Origin of the sequence: Confluentibacter sediminis (assembly GCF_003258355.1) — a bacterium.
GTDB lineage: Bacteria > Bacteroidota > Bacteroidia > Flavobacteriales > Flavobacteriaceae > Confluentibacter > Confluentibacter sediminis.
Map to the genome: position 1 here is coordinate 159050 of NZ_QKPO01000003.1, position 21358 is coordinate 180407.

Genomic DNA, 21358 nt, shown 5'->3' on the forward strand with positions numbered 1-21358 from the left:
GATGTAAATCTATTCTAGATCAAAAATAAGATAAATATATAATGTATTAGGCTTTGGATGTTTTAAACTTTTTATAAATTTTGTAGATTATGAATAGGATCACTATGACGAAAATAACAGCCAAAATCGGTAAAAAAATAGACATAATGGACATGAATATAGACGTGCCTGTTTCTATAGTTGATACTATAGGGTTCCCTAATCCACCAGTCGTTGTGGTTGATGTTAACCTCATGATGCTTGAGGAACTTGAAATTGCTGCTGCCGTTCCGCCACCAGCTATGATGGCGAGTGACCATGTTATGACTGGACTTAAATCTACCATAGTAGACATCATAACCGCCGTTCCGGCAAAAGCCGCTAAGGGTACCGAAATACTATCTAATAAATTATCTATATAAGGAATGTAATAGGCAAAAATCTCAACTAAGGTAGCAACACCAAAAGTTATCAAGGCCGTTAAATTTCCTATCCATTGCCAGGAGTCGTTGAGTTCCCAAACATTACAATAGGATGCTAAGCTTAATGCAAACAATGGTAAAAATACCCTAAAACCAACCGATGCCGCTAAACCAACTCCAAGACAAATACTTATAAATGTTTCCATATTAATACGATTAATTATTCCTCAAAAAAATCATCTTTAAAACCAATAAGATATAATTTTTCTTTGGCTCTAGTTATGGCCGTGTACAACCATCGTAAATAATCTTTATCAATACCATTTGGTAAATAAGGTTGTTCTACAAAAACGGTGTTCCATTGGCCTCCTTGGGATTTATGGCATGTAATAGCATAAGAAAATTTAACCTGTAAAGCATTAAAATGTCTGTTGTTTTTTACTTTTAAGAACTTTTTATACTTAGTAGTTTCGGCTTCAAAATCTTTCATGACTTCTTGGTATAATCTATTTGAATCTTCATAAGATAATGATGGTGTTTCAGATTCCACCGTATCTAACAACAAAACCGTTTCAAAGGGACTCATTTTCGGATAATCTACCATGCGTACTTTGACTTCTGCAAACCGAAAACCATATAATTCCTCTATTTTAAAAATTTCTAAAACTTCAATAATATCACCATTTGCTATGAAGCCAGCTTCGGTGGTTGGTTTAATCCAAAAATAATTATTTTTAACGACCATGAGATAATCGCCTACAGTCAATTCATTCTCATTAAACAAAATTCTACTTCGTATTTGCTGATTGTATAGATTGGCTCGCTTATTACTTCTTACTATGATGGCAGTCTCTTCATTCCCCAAAGCACTATAAGCATCATTTATAGCATCCATAGTATCTTGGCCGTCAATAAGCCTGATAATATCTTTAAAGTCTACTAAATCAAATTTAAAACCATCGTAAAATGCATTTGATAACGCTTCCCTTAAAACGGTAGCATTTGCTAAGATACCAGAATCTTGTTCTTGCCTCACCACTTCATCCAATTCCATTTTAATAACTTCTTTATTATAGTGTAATCGAAGCGTGTTTTCATCCAGTGCTGGGCTTACATCTAACTTTACAGGAGGCAATTGCGCAGTGTCCCCTATTAAAATCAATTTGCATTGGTGACCAGAATACACATATTGTATTAAATCATCTAATAAAGAGCCATTTTCAAAAAGTTTAGAGTCTCCTGGCGTATCTGGTATCATGGAGGCTTCATCTATTATAAAAATAGTGCTTTTATGTTTATTGGGTTGTAAAACAAACTTCACCCCTCCTCCTTTTTCTGATTTTGGAAAATATATTTTTTTATGAATAGTAAATGCTTCTTTGCCCGAATAATTTGAAATGACTTTAGCGGCTCTACCTGTTGGTGCCATTAAAACAGCACTCGTTTTTATTCTCCAAAGATTATTAACCATAGTTCCTATAATGGTTGTTTTACCTGTACCCGCATATCCTTTTATCAAAAAAAGACTGTTTTGGGTTTTACTGAAAATAAATTCGGATAATTGTTGTAATAAAATATTTTGTTTTACAGTTGGAGTGAATGGGAATTGTTGTTTTATTAGCGTGTAAAATTCGGAAGAAGTCATTATTTAAGTGGAAAATTATAAATTATTCAAATATAGAAATGATTTTTACCAACATTGGTTTTTGTGATTAAAAAAAAATTGTAGATTTGCGAAAGACCTTTAATAACATATATAATAAACTAAACAAATTATGTGGACAATAATTTTAATTGTAATTGCTGTAATATTATTAACCATTGGCTTGGTTAAGTTGGTAGATAAATTTATACCAACAAAATTTAAACCTATTTTAATTATTGCCCTTTGGGTGCTAATTGCTTTTTTAGGATATAGCACGTTTAAATCTATTTATAACCCAATACTTTTCAATCAAGAAAAAGAAAAACGTTATACAGCTGTTATAAAAAACTTAGTTGACATCAGAAATGCTGAGTTAGCTCACAGACAAGTTACTGGTAAATTCACTGACAACTTTGATAATTTAGTTAAATTTATAGAAGAAGCTAAATTTACGATTACACAACGCCGAGATTCTACTGTAAGAGATGAAGTTGCATCAAAACAGTTTGGTGTGGATATGACTAAAGACATTGTTATTACTGATACTTTAGGATATGTTACAATAAAAGATTCTTTGTTTAAAAATTCAAATAGATATAAAACGATGATGAATGTGCCTGCAGGCAAACCAGGAGAAAAATTTCAACTTAAAGCTGGTTTTATAGAACAAGATGATTTAAAAATTCCAGTGTTTGAAGCTTCTGTAAAAAAAGATATAGTTTTATACGATTTGGATAAAGACCTTATAATTCAAGAAAACCAAGTTCCTTCTTCTGTTGTCGGTGTAGCTGGTGACGCTATAACTGTCGGCTCCATGGAAGAATCAACCACAAATGGGAATTGGTCTAAAACCTATGGCAATAACGAGTAATAGTTACAATATACCCTCTAAACAAGCATTGTCCATTCAAATAAGTTTGAGTGGACTTTCTTTTTGTATCCTACAGAGAGATTTAAAAACCATATCTGTATTAAGAAATTATACATTTGAAAAGAAATTAAATCATCATGAAGTATTAGACAAGTTAAAACAGTTGTTTAATACCGAATCTTTTTTGCTATCTCATTTTGATAGCGTCCATGTAATTCATTCAAATGAGCTTTCTACCTTAGTTCCTAAAGCATTGTTTGATGAAAATTCTTTAGCTGATTATTTGAAATTCAATTCTAAAATTTTAAAATCAGATTTTATAGCTTATGATACTATTGATATAAATGACAGTGTTAATGTTTATATTCCTTATGTAAATATCAATAACTTTATTTATGATGTATTTGGGGCGTTTACCTATAAGCATATTTCAACAATTTTAATGGAACAAATTTTAGTTATTGAAAAAAATGCCACCAATACTAAAGTATATATAAATGTAAATAGTAATCATTTTGAAATGATTGTTATAGACAAATCAAAACTCTTATTATATAACACCTTTGAGTATACTACCAAAGAAGATTTTATTTATTATATTTTGTTTACTACGGAACAATTGCAACTTAACCCTGAATTGTTTGAATTAATTTTTATTGGAGATATTGATTCAAAGGATGAACTATATGCCATGGCTTATAAATACGTGCAGTTCGTCTTTTTTGGTAAACGTCAAGACCATTACAAATATAGCTTGGATGCACAGCCAAAAAGTAATCATTCCAATTTTACAATTCTGAATAGCTTTTAATGAGAATCATTTCTGGGCAATATAAAAGCCGAAAAATAGTAGCCCCAAAGAATTTGCCCGTTCGACCAACAACCGATATGGCCAAAGAAGGGCTATTCAATATTTTAAACAATCATTTTTACTTTGATGAGGTATCTGTATTAGATCTTTTTGCAGGTACGGGAAACATCAGTTATGAATTTGCGTCCAGAGGTTCAGAAGATATTTTATGTGTAGATGAAGATTTTGGTTGTATAAAATTTATCAATCAAACTGCCCAAACTTTCAAGATGCCTATTAAAACCATTAAGAGTGATGTTTTTAAGTTTTTAGAAAAAGCATCTTTGCAATTTCATATAATTTTTGCAGATCCACCCTATGCATTTACTTTGGAACAATTTTCCGCAATTTCAGAATTAGTATTTCAAAATAAATTATTGGAAGATGAGGGGCTATTAATTATTGAGCATGCCAAACAGACCGATCTATCATCATCGGCATATTACAGCTATTCCAAAGGCTATGGCGGAAGTGTGTTCTCTTTTTTTGAAATAAGTGAAAACGATTAAAAAACAAAGCTCTTTGAATTAACAAAGAGCTTGTTTATTTAAGTAAATCTATAAGCCGAATTCTGTACATTCTGAACTTGTTTTAGAAACAAGAGCAAAAAGCCCTTATCATTTATCTGCGCGCATTGTTACCAATACACTTTAGCTGCCTACCCTCCAACAATCGAGCGTGCCGCCCTCAAACGTTGGTATACATGGCATTGCACCGCATAGAGTTTACCTGGTTTCACTACAGCATGACCTGTACATACTTTCTGTTGCACTTTTCCTAGCCTCACGACTGGTGGTTATTAGCCACTATGCTGCACTATGGTGTTCGGACTTTCCTACCCGTAAAACGGATCGATAAGGCGATTTACTTGTCCACAAAAATACAATTAATTGTTAATAACTACTTTTAAATTTCATAATGATAATGCCTAATTTTAGACTGAATTTTTAACTTTGTTATTCAAGATATTTCCATGGAGCATTTTGTTGTATCAGCTAGAAAATATAGACCACAAACATTTAAGGATGTTGTTGGCCAACAGGCTATTACCAACACTTTATTAAATGCCATTGAAAACAATCATTTAGCACAAGCCTTATTGTTTACAGGGCCTCGGGGCGTTGGTAAAACAACTTGTGCCCGAATTTTGGCTAAAATGATTAATAGTGATGGTACGGAAACCGGTGATGAAGATTTTGCTTTTAATATTTTTGAACTAGACGCCGCTTCTAATAACTCTGTAGATGATATAAGAAGCTTAACCGATCAAGTTAGAATACCACCACAAGTTGGAAAATATAAAGTCTATATTATTGATGAGGTACATATGTTATCTCAAGCGGCTTTTAATGCCTTTCTTAAAACATTAGAAGAACCACCAAAACATTGCATTTTTATTTTAGCAACCACTGAAAAGCATAAAATCATTCCAACTATTTTATCACGTTGCCAAATTTTTGATTTTAAGCGCATAACCGTTAAAGATGCTAAAGATTATTTAAAATATATCGCTAAAGAACAAGATGTGAATGCTGAAGATGATGCGCTTCATATTATAGCTCAAAAAGCTGATGGCGCCATGCGGGATGCGTTGTCTATTTTTGATAGAGTAGTAAGTTTTTCAGGTAAAAACCTTACCAGACAAGCGGTTACTGAGAATTTGAATGTGTTGGATTATGAAACTTATTTTACTAGTACAGACTTCATTTTAGAAAATAAAATACCAGATCTCTTGCTGCAATTTAACAATACGCTTTCTAAGGGATTTGATGGACATCATTACATTGCCGGATTAGCGTCACATTTCAGGGATTTATTGGTCAGTAAAACTCCAGAAACTATAGATTTGTTAGAGGTTGGGGATCAAACCAAAGAAAAATATCTAGAACAATCTAAAAAAGCCCCACAAGACTTTCTAATGCAAGGTATCAACCTTGCTAACGATTGTGACCTTAAATACAAAACCAGTAAAAATCAACGCTTATTAGTTGAACTTTGTCTCATGCAGCTTGCCTCTATCACTTTTGATGGAGAAAAAAAAAATAGTAAACATTACATAATTCCGCCATCTTATTTTAAAAGTAAAGGCATCACTCCTATTTCTGTAAATCTACCTAAGGCTAAGATTTCTAAAGAAGGTCATTCTTCTGAAATTGGAATTAAAGAAGCATCGTCGCCATCAAAACCCAGGGCTGTAGAAGCTTTACAAGCAAAACAACCTCCTAAAATTGTTCTAAACCAAGACAACAAACGTCCTTCTGGACTTTCTTTAAGTAGTATTAAAGCAAAAAAAGAACATCAAATAAAACAGATGGATGTTGTTTTAGATGAAGAAAATTTACCTAATGAACCATTCACGCAACATGCACTTATTGAATTTTGGAATCAATTCGTTAAACAATTACAAGATAAAGGAAGACATAATTTAGCTTCTATTTTATCCATTGATACACCAAAAGTTGTGGGTTCTACCGTTTATTTAGAATTTCCAAATGCTACAAATAAGGTTGAATTGGAACGGCAACAATATGATCTTTTGATTTTTTTAAGAAAATCCTTAAACAACTATAGTATTGATTTATCTATTTCCGTTAATGAAGAAAAAGAAAAGCAATATGCCTATTCAACATTAGAAAAATTTGAAAAGCTGAAAGCGAAAAACCCTAATATAGATATTTTAAGAAAAACTTTCGATTTAGATATTTAAACTGTTATTTATGAAGAAGTTAGTGTTTTTATTTTTGTTAATTATTATTAGCTTAATAAGCTGTGATGGAAGAAAAAATAAAGGAGAAGCTTTAAAGCTATCTGTCGAAAAATTCAAAGACACTTTAGAACCTATAGAAATAACTAAATATATTCCAGAAGTTTATAGCGAAATTGAAACTGATAGTATTTTAAGCAATGGCTTTTCAATTCATCTAAAAACCTATGCAAATATGAATGAATCTGTTTCTAAAAAATATAAAGTTGATACCATAACACATATAGATATCCATAGGGATTGGATTTCTGAAGTTAAAATAAAAAAAGATAATGTATTGATTTTTAATGAAATAATTGATAAGGATTTTTTTATCAAACATGCTAAAAATATTGATAAGAACCTGTCAGAATCTATAAATACTAGGATTTGGATAGATGAAGAAACCTCAATAGAAAAAGATTATATTAATCTGTTTGCTGGTTATACCTATCCAAATAATAATGAATCTGTTATTTTTAAACTAAAAGTTGATAATCAGGGACACTATCTAATAGAAAAATTAAACTCCGAGAGAACCATATAACTATGTTAGGACTTAAACTACCAACAGACCCTCGCTGGGTTAATATTGTTGAGAAAAATATAGAAGATATACTTACCGATCATGCCTTTTGTGAACAAAAAGCGACAAGTACGGCGATTTCACTTATTGTGAGCTTTCCGGAATACACCGAGTTGGTACAAGAAATGGTCGCTCTGGTTAAAGAAGAAATTAGTCATTTTAAAATGGTTCATGATATAATAATAAAACGCGGCTGGACTCTGGGTAGAGATAGACGTGATGATTATGTCCTACAACTAGTAACTTTTTTTCCAAAAGGCGGAAGCAGAACAACTCAATTGGTGCATCGTTTATTGTATGCTGCCTTAATTGAAGCTAGAAGTTGTGAACGTTTTAGGTTGCTTTCAGAAGAACTTCAAGATAAAGAGTTAGCTGCTTTTTACAGAAACCTTATGGTGAGTGAAGCAAATCATTACACTATGTTTTTAGGGTTTGCCAGACAATATGGCGAAAAAAAAGAAGTTGATGCCAAATGGCAACAACTTCTTGAATACGAATCGAAAATAATAGCTGAATTAGGAAAAAGTGAAGCTATACATGGTTAAAATTGATAACCAATACCTATTTGAATATTTCTGTTTTTAGCTTCTATATTTAGTTCTTCATCAAAAATATTTGAAAAACCGTAGGTATATCTAGCATCTACAAATAAGACTTCGTTTATTTTGTATTCAGCTGCAGCCACTCCAGAATAAGCAAATTCCCTAATACCATCTAAATACTTGTATACTTTTATTCCAACTTGGGGAGCTATTCCTATTTTAACTCTCGGACTTAATTTAAACTTAAAGAATATGGGAGCTTGAATATAATCTAAATGCAATTTTTCATCATTAGCTCCTTCAGCAGAAAATTGTAACTCAGGCACAATGGATACTGAATTAGATAAGCCGTAATCTGCAAAAAAACCAATATACAAACTATTTCTGTGTTTGTTTACCGTATTAGCAGGTAAGACATCAAAATCTAAATTAGAGATATTGTAACCACCTCTGACTCCGAAGGTCCCACTTTGTGAAAACCCACTTATAGAAGTTATTAGAAGGAATACTAAAAGTAATAGTCGTTTCATCTGTGATCTTTTATTAACAATTAATTATAGGATGTAATCCCACATAAAACATTTTTGGTTGATATCAACTTATGTTTTATACCTTATTTATAATTAATAGGATTGGGTTAAAATTTTATTGAAGCGAATATATATGATATAATCAAAATATAAATATTTTAAAAGGTGAAGTGCATAATTTTACTGTGTATTGCTAGAAACCGTATCGTAATAGATACTTTTAATTATGCCATCAGCCAACCCTATTTTGGGAACATATATGTTTTTTGCGCCGCTCCATTTCATAGATGATAAATATATACGCATAGCGGGAATTATAACGTCGGCCCTATCTTGATTCAAATCTAGAACGGTTATACGCTCTTCATAAGAATAACTTTGAAGAGTATTGAAATAGGACGTTAAATAAAAATAAGTCAATGGTTTTCCAATGGCTTTTCCAGACACCTTAAAAATTTTATTAATGTTGCCGCCAGAACCAATAACATCAATCTTATCATAAGGTCTGGCTTTTAATTTAATCCATTCTTCTAATTCTAACCAGGCTTCTTTTTGAACCATGTCATTTAGCAACCTAACGGTGCCTATTTTAAAAGATTTTGAAGCTACTGGATGTCCTTCATGAATAACTGTGAATTCAGTACTACCACCACCTACATCGACATATAAATACGTTTTATTGTTATCTATATACTTATTTAAATCTGTAGCAGCAATAATAGCAGCTTCTTCTTCACCTTCAATAACATCTATTTGAATTCCTGATTTTTTAAGCACTAAATCAACGACCTCTCTTCCATTTAAGGATTCTCGCATTGCAGACGTCGCACAAGCTTTGTATTTAACTACTTTATGGGATTTCATAAGGAGTCTAAAAGCTTTCATGGTGTCTATTAAGCGTTCTGTATTCTCTACAGAAATTTTATTTGACAAAAAAACATCTGTTCCCAAACGTATTGGAACTCGCACTAAGGAGTTTTTCTTAAATTGTGTTGGTATGCCTTCTTGCTCAATGATATTTGAAATAAGCAATCTTACAGCATTAGAGCCAATATCTATGGCAGCATATTTTTTTATTGAGAGCATATTAGTTTTCTATCTTTTTTAAATAATAGTCGTAAGTAGCAATTTGAGATCTCACTGCTTGATCGTTATTAATTTTATATTCATTGACATGTGGTGTGTTAATCAATCTAGCTTTTACATTATCCCTCCAGCATATATTAAACGTATCAATAATTTCTTTTTTAATATCTTCATCATAAATGGGACAACTGACTTCTACTCTATTGTCTATATTTCTTGTCATCCAATCTGCAGATGAGATATAAATTTTAGCATCTCTGTCATTGCCAAAAATATAAACCCTAGAATGTTCTAGAAATTTATCTACGACACTTATTACGCTTATATGTTCGCTCATGCCTTCAATACCAGGAATTAAACAACAAATACCTCTTACTATCATATCTATTTTAACCCCAGCTTTACTTGCTTCATATAATTTATCAATAACTAGATAGCTAGTGATGCTATTCATTTTTAATCTTATATAACCTCCCATACCTGCTTTGGCAAGAATAATTTGTTCATCAATCAATTTAAAAATAGCTTTTTTAGTATAATGTGGTGATGTAATAATGTGTTTATATCTATAAATTTTATAGTTCGTATCAAAAAACATAAACACTTTTGTAATATCTTTTAAAATACTTTGGTTTGATGTAAATAATGTATAATCTGTATAAACTTTTGCTGTGGATTCGTTAAAATTACCTGTACTTACAAAACCATAACGTACTGTTTTTTTACTTTCTTCTCGCTCAATAACACACATTTTGCTATGTACTTTTAATCCTTGGACACCAAAAATTAAATTAACGCCACCTTCTTGCATTTGCTGTGCATAATTAATGTTAGCCTCTTCATCAAATCTCGCTTGAAGTTCTATAGATACCGTTACACTTTTTCCGTTTAGGGCAGCATTAATTAAAGAACTGGCTATATGTGATATTTCAGCTAAACGATATATGGTGATTTTAATGGTTTTTACCTTCGGGTCTAAAGCGGCTTCTCTTAAAAATTTAACTACATAAGAAAATGTATGGTAAGGCGCATAAAGTAAATAATCTTTTTTAGCAATAGCTTCAAAAATACTATTTTCTAGACTTAATCCCTGAATGGGTAATGATTCGATTTTTTGATATAGTAAATCCTGCCTTCCCATGCTGGGGAATTTCATGTAATCACGCCTGTTATGATAACGTCCTCCAGGAATAATACTATCCGTTTCTGTAATACCCATTTTACTCATTAAAAAGCGCAGGGTTTCGTCTTCTATAGTTTTATCATAAACAAATCTAACAGGCTCTCCTATTTGTCTATGCTTTACACTGTCTGAAATTTTCTCAATAAAACTCTTGCTTAAATCACTTTCAAAATCAAGTTCCGCATCTCGGGTAATTTTAATCATATGAGCAGAAATGCTCTTATAATTAAAAATATTAAAAATATCGCTAAGGCAATAACGAAGTAAATCATCTATCATGATAATAAAATCCTTTCCTCCGTATTTTGGAAGTTCAACAAAACGATTTATTGATTTTGGAATTTCTATGAGTGCAAATTGGTTGGAATCATCATTCATTAGCATTCTTACCGCCAAATAGGCCGCACTATCTTTTAAATTAGGAAGTGTCACTAAATCATTTAAAATAATAGTTACTAAAGCTGGACTTACTTTTTGAATGAAATATTTTTTTATAAAATCATGATGTTTCCAACTAATATTTGTTTCATCAATGATATTGATATTTTCATCTTTTAAGCGGTTTTCTATAGCAGACAGAACCTCTAAACTCTCCGTTTGTTGGTCTATAACTATTCTGGTTATAATTTCAAGCAATTCTTCGGCTCTAATACCCCCGAGTTCATTTTTCGCCCCTTTTCCAGCTTCAACAATACGCTTTACGGTAGCATATCTAACTTTAAAAAACTCATCTAGATTATTCGAAAAAATCCCTAAAAATCGCAATCTCTCTATTAATGGAACTCTTTCATCGGAAGCCTCTTGAAGAACTCTTCCATTAAATTGCAGCCAACTTATCTCTCTGTTTATGTAAGTATTATTAAGGCTTTCATTTGTAATCATTAGCAATTTGTATAATATATTACAAATATATTCTATTTTAAACTTAATATTAAAGCTTAATGTTTTAAATCCCTTGGAAAAATAGTATTAATTGTTTTTCCTAATTTTAAATCCTTCCAATTAAGAATATCAAATTCAATAATTACAACACCAGATGTTGGTACATTATCTATATGCTTGTCTCCAAATTTGTTTACAAAATATGTAATGGCATGATTGTGACCAAAAATCATTAATTCCTTATATATATCATTACAAGATTTAATCACTTTAATTAACTTCTCTCCAGAAAAATCATATAGATCATGATTTAAATACAATTTATCCGTATCAATGTTTAGGTTTGATATAAAAATATTGGCTGTCGACCTTGCTCTTAAAGCATCGCTTGATAATACCAATTCTGGATTTAATTTGTCTTTAAGTTCATTGGATACTTTATGTGCGTCCTTTAAACCTCTATCATTCAAAGGTCTCTCATGGTCAACGACATCATATTCCCAAGAGGATTTTGCATGTCTGGCAATAATTAATTTTTTCATAAAATTCGATTAAATGCAATTAACGTCGATTAAAAGTTGTTTTTATCGACGTAATTCAATTTATTTATATAATTTAGCTATTAAATTTAAAATAAAAAGATTATGATATAAAGATAAGAGGGGTTAAATTTATGATTAATAATTAACAATGGATAAATGGTAGGCAATTAACGTTAAAATGAAAGCGCTATTCTCTTTATCGGATTTATTAGGCATTAAACATTTTTTTTTGATTTAATTCTAACATATACGTTGCTTTGTTCTAGATATAATTGAAAATTATGACCCCAAATCTAATTTCATATCTAAGAACATTGTTAAGAAGGTTCTTATTTCCTCACAGTTTTTCCCTCAAAAACTTTATTTTTTGTTTTGAATTAGTTAAAAAATAACTGGTTAAATTAATTATGTTTTAAATTATTTAAAAATGAATCACATCATAAAAAAACGATCATTAACAAACTTTTACAGTTTTCTATTAATATTTAGTACATATTTTTTTAACTGAAAAACTTGGTCACAAGAACACGATCTATAAAGTCAATTAAAACAATTAAACCCAATGAAAAAACTTTACAATAAAGACACATTTACTAATAGCAATTCAATTAGACTGGTATTGTTAGCTGTTTTGATTTTAACATGTACTTTTAAAAGTTATGGTCAAGTAAGAGTGCCTTTTACACCAAGAACTTCTATAACAACTCCATCATCAACAGTTTATCATGTGAAAGGGGATTTTACAATGATTGGAAATACAAATCTAACTCTTGAAACTTATTCTGATGAGGGCACCAATGAATCTAATATGGAGTATGTTGATGTAGATGATGATGATACAACTTTGAACTCATCTTCAGCTACATTAACCTTATCTAATGAAGACGGTGCTATCCCTGAATGTTCTAATATTATTTATGCGGGTTTGTATTGGACAGGAAGAGCATTTGCAGAAGGACAAACTGATACCAATACATTTCAAGTAACTAAAAATAGTTTAACAAAAACTCTTGATAAACGTAGCGTTTTATTAAAAGGTCCAAGTTCTGCAAATTATACACAAATCTCAGCTATTAATACTACGACGGATAACAAAAACATCTATTTCCCATCTGGAGAAGATAAAAATATATATTCTGCTTATGCGGAAATTACCGATTATGTTATTGAAAATGGTATTGGAGAATATTTTGTGGCTGATATAGCCACGAGAGAAGGTAGTGCTGATGCTACTGGTTTTTTTGGAGGTTGGGGTTTAGTTGTTGTTTATGAAAACTCAAAGATGAAATGGAGGGATGTGACAGTTTTTGATGGACATGCATTTGTAAATAATAATGAAACAATGGATAATTATGATATAACCATTAGTGGTTTTAATGCGGTAAAAAGCGGAAATGTAAATGTTAAAATTGGTTTAATGGCTGGTGAAGGTGATGTTCCTTGGACTGAAGATTATTTCCAAATTTTAAGACAAGATAATGATACTTATCAAAATTTAAGTCATACTGGTAATACAGAAACAAATTTTTTCAATTCCTCAATACAAACAGGAGGCAACCCTCGTAACCCCAATTTGAAAAATAATACAGGTATAGATATAGCAATGTTTAATATTGATAATACCAATAATGGTATTATTGCAAATAACCAAACATCAACAAGATTTAGATATGGCTCGACTTTGGATACATATACTATATTTAATCTAACCTTTGCAATAGATTCTTATGTTCCAGAACCGGAAGGTGTTTTAACCACTACCTCCATTAATGGCAATGCCAATCCTCCTATTGAGTCCGTACAACCTGGAGAATATGTAGATTATAAAATTGAAATAAAAAACAAAGGTACTGAAGCATTAAATAATGCCGTCATGACGATACCACTACCTGTATCGGTAAATCCAGATGCCTTAATTATAGATTATAATACTTATGCACCATTTTCAACTGTAAACGAACCAACTTATGATCCTAATTTAGGAGTAAATGGATCTATTGTATGGAATCTTGGTACCTTACCTCTTTTACAGGACGTAGAGAAAGTGTTAGCTGATATTGAATTTAGACTTACTTCTACAACAAATTGTGCTATTTTAAGTGATCCAAATGATGGTTTGAATATTAGCCTGAATGGCGTTATTACTGGTGTAGGTGCAACTTCAAATGTATCATTCAACCGTAATCTAATTCAAGGATATGAAACTTCGGGGCAATGTATAGGTGAATCTATACCAGCTCCAAAAATCATCATCATAGATTCCGATGCTTATATAAATGAAGCACCAACAGCCTCAAACCCATTACCATCAATTACTGTAGAATGTTTTGGTGATATACCTGCCCCAGATCCAAATGTGGTGATAGGTGAAGCCGATAATTCAGGCATAGCCCCCAAAGTCACTTTCGTTTCTGATGTGTCAGATGGAGGTAATAATCCCGAAATAATAACAAGAACCTATAGTGTTACCGATGATTGTGGGAATTCAATAAATGTTATGCAAACAATCACAATAAAGGACACAACTGCTCCTGTTGCACCAACGCTTGCCGACTTAACTGGTGAGTGTTCCGTAACCGCAACCGCTCCTACCACCACGGACACTTGTGCTGGAACTATTACTGGAACCACTACTGATCCTTTAACGTATTCAACCCAAGGGACCTTTATTATTAACTGGATCTTTGATGATGGTAACGGCAATAGTATCACTGTTCAACAGAATGTTATCGTTAAAGATACAACTGCTCCTGTTGCACCAACGCTTGCCGACTTAACTGGTGAGTGTTCTGTAACCGTGATCGCTCCTACTACAACGGACAATTGTGCTGGAACTATTACTGGAACCACTACTGATCCTTTAACGTATTCAACCAAAGGGACCTTTATTATTAACTGGATCTTTGATGATGGTAACGGCAATAGTATCACTGTTCAACAGAATGTTATCGTTAAAGATACAACTGCTCCTGTTGCACCAACGCTTGCCGACTTAACTGGTGAGTGTTCTGTAACCGTGATCGCTCCTACTACAACGGACAATTGTGCTGGAACTATTACTGGAACCACTACTGATCCTTTAACGTATTCAACCCAAGGGACCTTTATTATTAACTGGACCTTTGATGATGGTAACGACAATAGTGTCACTGTTCAACAGAATGTTATTGTAACAGATATGACGAAACCAACTTTTGTTGAGTCCTTACCTGTTGATATTACTGTAGAATGTGATGCTATTCCTGTAGCAGAAATATTAACAGCAGCCGATAATTGTGGAACTGCTAGTGTTACTTTTAATGAAGAAAAAATTGATGGAAGCTGTATTTCTAACTATATTTTAAAGCGTACGTGGACAGCGACAGATGCTTCTGGATTAACCGAAACTTATACGCAAACAATAACAGTTGAGGATACAAAAGCACCAACAGTTACGACTCCTTTTGACGAGGTGTTAAATGTAAGTTGCGCTAATATTCCAGAGGTACCATCTTTAGAATTTACGGATGGTTGTTCAGGGAATGTAACAGTTACATTTGAGGAAACAAATTCATTTAATGAAACGTCAATTTCTGATTATCAAATTGTAAGAACATGGACAGCAACAGATGCCTGTGGTAATTTTGATACGTTCATTCAAACAGTTAATGTAACTATGGAAGAAGTCGTTTCACAAATTACAGCAGAAGACAGATGTTACGATGATGGTGTTGTAGATTTAAATAATTATTTAAGTGGCACTAATTTAAACGGTACTTGGGAGATTATTCAAGGAGATTTAACAGCTACATTAACCGACAGTGTTTTTGATCCAACAAAATTATCTATTAATGCTAATTTCCTTCCACAAGATGGAGGTATCGATTATGTATTTAGATACACAACAATTGAAAATGGCTGTATCAGTATTACAGAATTAACGATGAATATCAATGCTGATTGTGATGTGCTACCTTGCCAAGATACGGATGTTATAATTTCAAAAGCCGTAACACCTAATGGAGATTTTAGAAATGATGCGTTATTTGTTTCACTGAATGGGTTTTGTGGATTCAAAGCCCACGTAAAAATATTCAATAGATGGGGAGCATTAGTTTTTGAATCCAATAACTATCCTGTTGTAGATGATATTGAAGATGTACAAGTTCCTCCCGCGAATAGTTGGGACGGAAGTTCTAAATCGCATATAGGAGCTGCCGATAAATTACCAAACGGGACTTATTATTACATAATAACTTTCGAAAATAGTGGCTTCAAACCATTTACAGGCCCAATTTACTTAGCAACCAAATAAAAACATTAACCTATGAAACTTATAAAAAATTATATAATAGCTATAGCACTGTTTAGTTGTACGGTTGGGATGGCACAACAATTGCCACAATTTACACAGTATATGTACAACACCATTTCTATAAACCCTGCCTACGCAGGTAGTAGAGATGCCTTGAGTATCATTGCATTGCACAGAAGTCAATGGGTTGGTTTTGATGGTGGTCCAACCACTCAAACATTATCAATTCATACACCATTAAGAAATGATAGAATTGGTTTAGGTTTATCATTTATCGAAGATGATTTGGGACCTGAAAATTTTTCATATTTGTATGGGGATTTTTCATACGCCATTCCTACGGGAAAAACCGGAAAATTAGCCTTTGGTATTAAAGCTGGTTTTACACAATATAGCTTAGATGCAGATTTTAGAGAATATGAAAAATTTGATCCGTTAATTTTAGGTATTGAGAACCGTTGGACACCCAATATAGGTTTAGGCGTCTATTACAGTACAAATAAACTATATTTTGGTTTATCTGCTCCGAGATTATTAAATACAGACAGAAATAAAGAACAAGGTTTTGAAGCGTTGGAACGTATTAGTTACTATGGTACTGCTGGTTATGTGTTTGATTTTAGCCAAGCCATAAAATTCAAACCAGCCATCATGGTTAAAGCCACTAATGGTGCCCCTGTATCATATGATTTTACAGGAAACTTTTTATTTAATGAAAAGTTATGGCTTGGAGCCTCTTACAGATTGAACAAAGAGACTGCTGCCATTGGAGGCCTTATAGATTTTCAGATATCCCGACAATTACGTATTGGATACTCTTATGAAAAACCCATCTCAGATATAAGAGCTTACACAAGTGGCACTCATGAAGCTTTAATTATTTACGAATTCAAATTCTTAAGTTCTAAGTTAAAATCACCTAGATACTTTTAAAAAAGAATCAATCAACTATGAAATCAAAAAAGTACATATTAATTTATTTTGCTTTAATGCTAAACTTGGTGCTATTTGCACAACAAGGAAAGCAAAAAAGAGCTGATACGTTGTTTAATAAATTTTCATTTGTTAAAGCTGCTGAAGTATATCAAGACCTTATAAAAAACAATTATAATAAAGACTATGCTACTAGGCAATTAGCAGATTGTTATGCTTATTTAAGAAATCCACAAAAAGCTGCTTTATATTATAAACAGGTAGTAAATCAAGAAGATGTGCCTATAGATTATTATTATAAGTATGCACAGGCTTTAAGAGGTATTAAAGATTATGATGAATCTAGAATTTGGCTGGAACGCTTTAAAGATTCAGGAGGTGTCGCTAATACAGATGATTTTGAAAAAGATATTGATTTTATTAGCCATGTTTTTAACTCAAAACAACAATATTTTTTAAATAAAGTACCCTTCAACACCAAGTTTAGTGATTTTGGAGCTATTGAATATAATAATAAAATATACTTTACATCTTCTAGAGATGAAGGCTTAGGAATAAAACGATTATATGGTTGGAATGAACAACCTTTCTTAGATGTTTATGTAACACCTAAAGATTCCAAAAAGCAAGTAGACTTCTCATCAAAACTAAAAGGAGACGTCAATTCTATCTATCATGATGGTCCAATAGCCATAACGAATGATGGTCATACCATGTATTTTTCAAGAAATAATGCTAATGAATTAGGGAAAGAAAATGATAAAAAAGGCATTAGCAATGTTAAAATCTACAGAGCTACTTTAAGGGATGATTTATGGACGGATATTGAAGATTTATCTATAAACAATAAAGAATACTCCACACAGCATCCTGCATTAAGCCCAGACAATACCAAGTTATACTTTTCTTCGGATATGCCTGGAGGTTTTGGCGGTTCAGATATTTATGTAGTGGATATTAGCCCTGATGGCTCGCTTGGTATCCCAAAAAATTTAGGAAGCGTAGTAAACACAAAGAATACAGAAGGAACCCCTTTTATTAACAATGAAGGTACGCTATTCTTCGCATCTGATGGACATATGGGTATTGGTCTATTAGATGTTTTTGGAACTATTGCCGATGAAAATGGAAACATTACGGATGTACTTAATCTTGGGGTTCCCATTAATTCAAATAAAGATGATTTTTCATTTAATATGAATGCTGACGGACTTACTGGCTATTTTTCTTCCAATAGAGAAGGCGGTAAAGGAGATGATGATATTTATAGCTATTACAGAGTACCGTTGTTACAAGTAAAAGGAACTGTAATCGATGCTATAAACACTAGGCCAATTCCAAATGCTCTTATTTCACTTTATGATGATAAAGGAAATAAAATAGTCTATATGGTCACTGATGAAAATGGAAACTATTCAATTAATATTGATAGAAATAAAGATTACAAAATTGTAGGTAGCCAAGATAAATATATAGATGATTATAGAGTATTCACTTCTAAAAACTTAAAAACCGTAGAGTCTGTTATTACCGTTAATTTAATTTTAAATCCAATACAGAATATTGTGAAACTGGCAGAATTAAACACTATTTACTTTGATTATGATAAGTATAATATTCGGCCAGACGCTGCTCTAGAGCTAGATAAAATTGTTAATTTAATGAATAATGATTATCCAGAAATGATAATACGCATAGAATCCCATACAGATTCTAGAGGTGAATTATCATATAACGATAAACTCTCTATAGATAGGGCTAATTCAACCTATGAATATTTAATATCTAAAGGTATAAATCCATCAAGAATTACTGAACATGAAGGTTTTGGCGAACGTCGATTAACAAATGGTTGTGTTGATGGAGAAAAATGCGAAGAAAAAGAACATCAATTAAACAGACGTACTGAGTTTATTGTTGTTAAAATGGAATAATGAATATGATTTAATATATAGTTTTAATGACTAATAAGCAAAAATGTATTAATTAAAATATAAGTCCAAATGAAATTAAAAAACCATATATTTATTTGTATTATATTATGCGTTTCTAGCTTATTTGCACAATCAAGTAAACAAAAAAAAGCTGATAATTTATATAACAAATTTTCATTTTATAATGCTATTGAAGTCTATGAAGAATTAATAAACAATAATTATAATTCAGATTATAACACCAGACAATTAGCAGATTGTTATATGTATTTGAGAAATCCGGAAATCGCTACTATTCATTATAAAAAAGTAGTTGAACAATCCAATGTGCCTATTGAATATTATTATAAATACAGCGAAGCTTTAAGAGGTATTAAAGACTATAATGAATCTCGTATTTGGATAAAAAAATTTAAAGATGCTGGAGGTGTTTTAAATGATGATACTTTATCTAAAGATTCCGATTTTATAGCCTCTATATTCAATGCTAAACAACAATATTTTTTCTCTGAAGTAAATTTCAACTCAAAGCAAAGTGATTTTGGCGCTTATGAGCGTGATGGTATTATTTATTTTACATCTTCTGCAGATAAAGGTGTATCGACAAAACACGTGTATGGATGGAATAACCAACCTTTTTTAGATGTTTATGTTACTGCAAAAGATAGTGATTCGATAATTCATCATAAATCTAAAATTAAAGGAAAAATAAACTCCAATTACCATGATGGCCCATTAACGATTTCAAAAGATGGAAAAACCATGTATTTTTCTAGAACTAATTTCATTAAAAATGAATTAAAGACAGATAAAAATGGAATCAGTAATTTAAAAATATACAAAGCCACTCTTATAGGAGATTCATGGGAAAATATTGAAGAACTCAGCATAAATAGTGATGATTATTCAGTAGGTCATCCAGCATTAAATACTGATAATAGTAAATTGTATTTTGCTTCTGATATGCCAGGTGGTTTAGGGGGCACTGATATTTATTATGTAGATATTAATACAGATGGTTCTTTAGGAACTCCAAAAAATTTAGGAAGTATTGTAAATACCAATAAAAACGAAGTATTTCCTTTTATTAATAATGAAGATGTACTTTTCTTTTCATCTGATGGACATTTAGGTCTAGGTCTTTTAGACATTTTCGGAACGGTTTCAGATAAGGACAACCATATAATCAGTGTTTTAAATTTAGGTGTTCCTGTTAATTCAAATAAGGATGACTTTTCGTTTTTTATGAATGAAGATGGACTAACTGGTTACATGGCATCAAATAGAGACGGTGGTGTTGGCGATGACGATATTTATGCCTATTACAAATTGACCGAACTTAAAGTTGAAGGAACTATAACAGATGCTATTACTGGCAAACCTATTCCAAATGCCACCGTTAGTTTATTTGATGCTAATGGCAACGAACTTGCTAAAGTATTTACAGACGAAAATGGTCATTATGATATCAATATGGATAGAGAGTCGGATTATTACTTAAAAGGTAATAAAGATGATTATAAAGACATGACTGTATCTATAACATCTAAAGGAATTGAAGATAATATAACTAGCATTACAAAAGACTTTCAATTACACCCTATAAATAAAGAACTACCTATTAAAGAGTTAAGTACCATTTATTTTGATTTCAATAAATATAATATTAATAAAGATAGCTCAAAAGAATTGGATAAAATTGCAGAGATGATGATGCATACTTATCCTACTATGTCTATAAAAATTGAATCACATACAGATTCCAGAGGTCCTGAACCCTATAACGATATATTATCACAAGAACGGGCAAAATCAACTTATGATTATTTGATATCAAAAGGTATAGAACCCTCAAGAATCATAGAATATAAAGGTTATGGAGAGCATAGACTGGTAAATGACTGTGATGGGACTAAACCTTGTACCGAAGAACAGCATCAATTAAATAGACGTACTCGGTTTATTGTAATTGAAATAAAATAAACAAGTCAAAATTCAATAATAATTAGTGTTAAAACCCATTAGGAATATAAGTCGCTAATGGGTTCTTTTTTTATAATTATTTAAAATAGTTTATGCTTGAGATACTGGTTGTTCCTTGTTCTTTCATTGCAATATTCCTAATTGCTAATAAAAAAGACACAATCATTCATAGAAGGTTAGGACGGATTTATATGATTTTAATGTTTTTTACCGCAACAATAACATTAGTTATGCCTGCTCGCTGATACTGAATTTTAAATTATTTTGATTGGATTCATAGATTTAGGTTTTTAACTATTTATGCTCTTCCCTACATATATAGCAATTAAAAAAGCATAAACGTAGAATGACTA

General features: G+C 31.6%; 16 protein-coding genes and 1 other RNA gene. 10 read left to right on the plus strand and 7 right to left on the minus strand.

All coding sequences use genetic code 11. The features are described from left to right. Nucleotides 1–46 precede the first annotated feature (46 nt). On the minus strand, nt 47–607 hold the full coding sequence (locus DKT72_RS02685; protein ID WP_370445564.1) for a DUF4126 domain-containing protein: 561 nt from the start codon (nt 605–607) through the stop codon (nt 47–49). A gap of 14 nt (nt 608–621) precedes the next feature. Further along, the gene (locus DKT72_RS02690; protein WP_111307183.1) at nt 622–2046 is read right to left on the minus strand and encodes an ATP-dependent DNA helicase; all 1425 of its coding nucleotides are present in this window, start codon (nt 2044–2046) and stop codon (nt 622–624) included. 130 nt (nt 2047–2176) lie between these two features. Between DKT72_RS02690 and DKT72_RS02695 the strand changes: the two genes are divergently transcribed. From DKT72_RS02695 to rsmD, 3 genes are read left to right on the plus strand one after another with little or no spacing between them, the layout of a single operon-like run. Then, nucleotides 2177–2917 carry a hypothetical protein gene (locus DKT72_RS02695; protein WP_111307184.1) on the plus strand — a complete coding sequence of 247 codons (741 nt, stop codon included), beginning with the start codon at nt 2177–2179 and terminating at the stop codon, nt 2915–2917. Further along, the gene (locus DKT72_RS02700; RefSeq protein ID WP_111307185.1) at nt 2901–3728 is read left to right on the plus strand and encodes a DUF3822 family protein; all 828 of its coding nucleotides are present in this window, start codon (nt 2901–2903) and stop codon (nt 3726–3728) included. Before DKT72_RS02695 ends, DKT72_RS02700 begins: the two co-directional genes overlap by 17 nt. Next, on the plus strand, nt 3728–4276 hold the full coding sequence (rsmD, locus tag DKT72_RS02705) for a 16S rRNA (guanine(966)-N(2))-methyltransferase RsmD (protein ID WP_111307186.1): 549 nt from the start codon (nt 3728–3730) through the stop codon (nt 4274–4276). The genes DKT72_RS02700 and rsmD overlap by 1 nt, the downstream gene beginning before the upstream one ends. Nucleotides 4277–4311: 35 nt before the next feature. On the opposite strand, the gene rnpB is transcribed toward rsmD, so the two are convergent. After that, nucleotides 4312–4638, minus strand: an RNA gene (gene rnpB, locus DKT72_RS02710) — RNase P RNA component class A. 102 nt (nt 4639–4740) lie between these two features. Here rnpB and dnaX point away from each other — a divergent pair. The 3 genes from dnaX to DKT72_RS02725 are packed head-to-tail and all read left to right on the plus strand — an operon-like array spanning nt 4741 to nt 7641. After that, the gene (gene dnaX, locus DKT72_RS02715; protein ID WP_111307187.1) at nt 4741–6474 is read left to right on the plus strand and encodes a DNA polymerase III subunit gamma/tau; all 1734 of its coding nucleotides are present in this window, start codon (nt 4741–4743) and stop codon (nt 6472–6474) included. Between the two features lie 10 nt (nt 6475–6484). Then, nucleotides 6485–7057 (plus strand): hypothetical protein, encoded by a 573-nt coding sequence (locus DKT72_RS02720; protein ID WP_111307188.1) that lies wholly within the window; start codon nt 6485–6487, stop codon nt 7055–7057. Nucleotides 7058–7059: 2 nt separating this feature from the next. Continuing rightward, entirely contained in the window at nt 7060–7641 is a 582-nt protein-coding gene (locus tag DKT72_RS02725; RefSeq protein ID WP_111307189.1) for a MiaE family protein, read from the plus strand. Here the strand turns inward: DKT72_RS02725 and DKT72_RS02730 are convergent. From DKT72_RS02730 to DKT72_RS02745, 4 genes are all read right to left on the minus strand, one after another. Beyond that, nucleotides 7638–8168: a porin family protein gene (locus tag DKT72_RS02730; RefSeq protein WP_111307190.1), complete on the minus strand. Its 531-nt coding sequence runs from the start codon at nt 8166–8168 to the stop codon at nt 7638–7640. The genes DKT72_RS02725 and DKT72_RS02730 overlap by 4 nt on opposite strands. A 180-nt stretch (nt 8169–8348) precedes the next feature. Next, nucleotides 8349–9254, minus strand: coding sequence for a Ppx/GppA phosphatase family protein (locus DKT72_RS02735; protein ID WP_111307191.1), 906 nt, complete (start codon nt 9252–9254; stop codon nt 8349–8351). A 1-nt stretch (nt 9255) separates the two neighbouring features. Continuing rightward, nucleotides 9256–11319 carry a polyphosphate kinase 1 gene (ppk1, locus tag DKT72_RS02740; protein ID WP_111307192.1) on the minus strand — a complete coding sequence of 688 codons (2064 nt, stop codon included), beginning with the start codon at nt 11317–11319 and terminating at the stop codon, nt 9256–9258. 56 nt (nt 11320–11375) lie between these two features. Continuing rightward, nucleotides 11376–11861: a SixA phosphatase family protein gene (locus DKT72_RS02745; protein WP_111307193.1), complete on the minus strand. Its 486-nt coding sequence runs from the start codon at nt 11859–11861 to the stop codon at nt 11376–11378. A gap of 562 nt (nt 11862–12423) precedes the next feature. Between DKT72_RS02745 and DKT72_RS02750 the strand changes: the two genes are divergently transcribed. The 4 genes from DKT72_RS02750 to DKT72_RS02765 all read left to right on the plus strand — a co-directional run bounded on the left by DKT72_RS02750 (nt 12424) and on the right by DKT72_RS02765 (nt 21005). Then, nucleotides 12424–16155, plus strand: a complete 3732-nt coding sequence (locus DKT72_RS02750; protein ID WP_111307194.1) for a T9SS type B sorting domain-containing protein — start codon at nt 12424–12426, stop codon at nt 16153–16155. A 12-nt stretch (nt 16156–16167) separates the two neighbouring features. Beyond that, on the plus strand, nt 16168–17088 hold the full coding sequence (locus DKT72_RS02755) for a PorP/SprF family type IX secretion system membrane protein (protein ID WP_111307195.1): 921 nt from the start codon (nt 16168–16170) through the stop codon (nt 17086–17088). 17 nt (nt 17089–17105) lie between these two features. Then, nucleotides 17106–19022, plus strand: coding sequence for an OmpA family protein (locus DKT72_RS02760; RefSeq protein WP_235841587.1), 1917 nt, complete (start codon nt 17106–17108; stop codon nt 19020–19022). A gap of 69 nt (nt 19023–19091) precedes the next feature. Beyond that, on the plus strand, nt 19092–21005 hold the full coding sequence (locus DKT72_RS02765) for an OmpA family protein (RefSeq protein ID WP_111307196.1): 1914 nt from the start codon (nt 19092–19094) through the stop codon (nt 21003–21005). Nucleotides 21006–21358: the final 353 nt, after the last annotated feature.

Bases quoted from the DNA above. Each gene is read 5' to 3' on its own strand.
- dnaX (WP_111307187.1), top strand. From the start codon at position 4,741: ATGGAGCATTTTGTTGTATCAGCTAGAAAATATAGACCACAAACATTT.
- DKT72_RS02765 (WP_111307196.1), top strand. From the start codon at position 19,092: ATGAAATTAAAAAACCATATATTTATTTGTATTATATTATGCGTTTCT.
- DKT72_RS02720 (WP_111307188.1), top strand. From the start codon at position 6,485: ATGAAGAAGTTAGTGTTTTTATTTTTGTTAATTATTATTAGCTTAATA.
- DKT72_RS02735 (WP_111307191.1), bottom strand. From the start codon at position 9,254: ATGCTCTCAATAAAAAAATATGCTGCCATAGATATTGGCTCTAATGCT.
- rsmD (WP_111307186.1), top strand. From the start codon at position 3,728: ATGAGAATCATTTCTGGGCAATATAAAAGCCGAAAAATAGTAGCCCCA.
- ppk1 (WP_111307192.1), bottom strand. From the start codon at position 11,319: ATGATTACAAATGAAAGCCTTAATAATACTTACATAAACAGAGAGATA.
- DKT72_RS02745 (WP_111307193.1), bottom strand. From the start codon at position 11,861: ATGAAAAAATTAATTATTGCCAGACATGCAAAATCCTCTTGGGAATAT.
- DKT72_RS02760 (WP_235841587.1), top strand. From the start codon at position 17,106: ATGAAATCAAAAAAGTACATATTAATTTATTTTGCTTTAATGCTAAAC.
- DKT72_RS02700 (WP_111307185.1), top strand. From the start codon at position 2,901: ATGGCAATAACGAGTAATAGTTACAATATACCCTCTAAACAAGCATTG.
- DKT72_RS02725 (WP_111307189.1), top strand. From the start codon at position 7,060: ATGTTAGGACTTAAACTACCAACAGACCCTCGCTGGGTTAATATTGTT.
- DKT72_RS02730 (WP_111307190.1), bottom strand. From the start codon at position 8,168: ATGAAACGACTATTACTTTTAGTATTCCTTCTAATAACTTCTATAAGT.
- DKT72_RS02695 (WP_111307184.1), top strand. From the start codon at position 2,177: ATGTGGACAATAATTTTAATTGTAATTGCTGTAATATTATTAACCATT.
- DKT72_RS02690 (WP_111307183.1), bottom strand. From the start codon at position 2,046: ATGACTTCTTCCGAATTTTACACGCTAATAAAACAACAATTCCCATTC.
- DKT72_RS02685 (WP_370445564.1), bottom strand. From the start codon at position 607: ATGGAAACATTTATAAGTATTTGTCTTGGAGTTGGTTTAGCGGCATCG.
- DKT72_RS02750 (WP_111307194.1), top strand. From the start codon at position 12,424: ATGAAAAAACTTTACAATAAAGACACATTTACTAATAGCAATTCAATT.
- DKT72_RS02755 (WP_111307195.1), top strand. From the start codon at position 16,168: ATGAAACTTATAAAAAATTATATAATAGCTATAGCACTGTTTAGTTGT.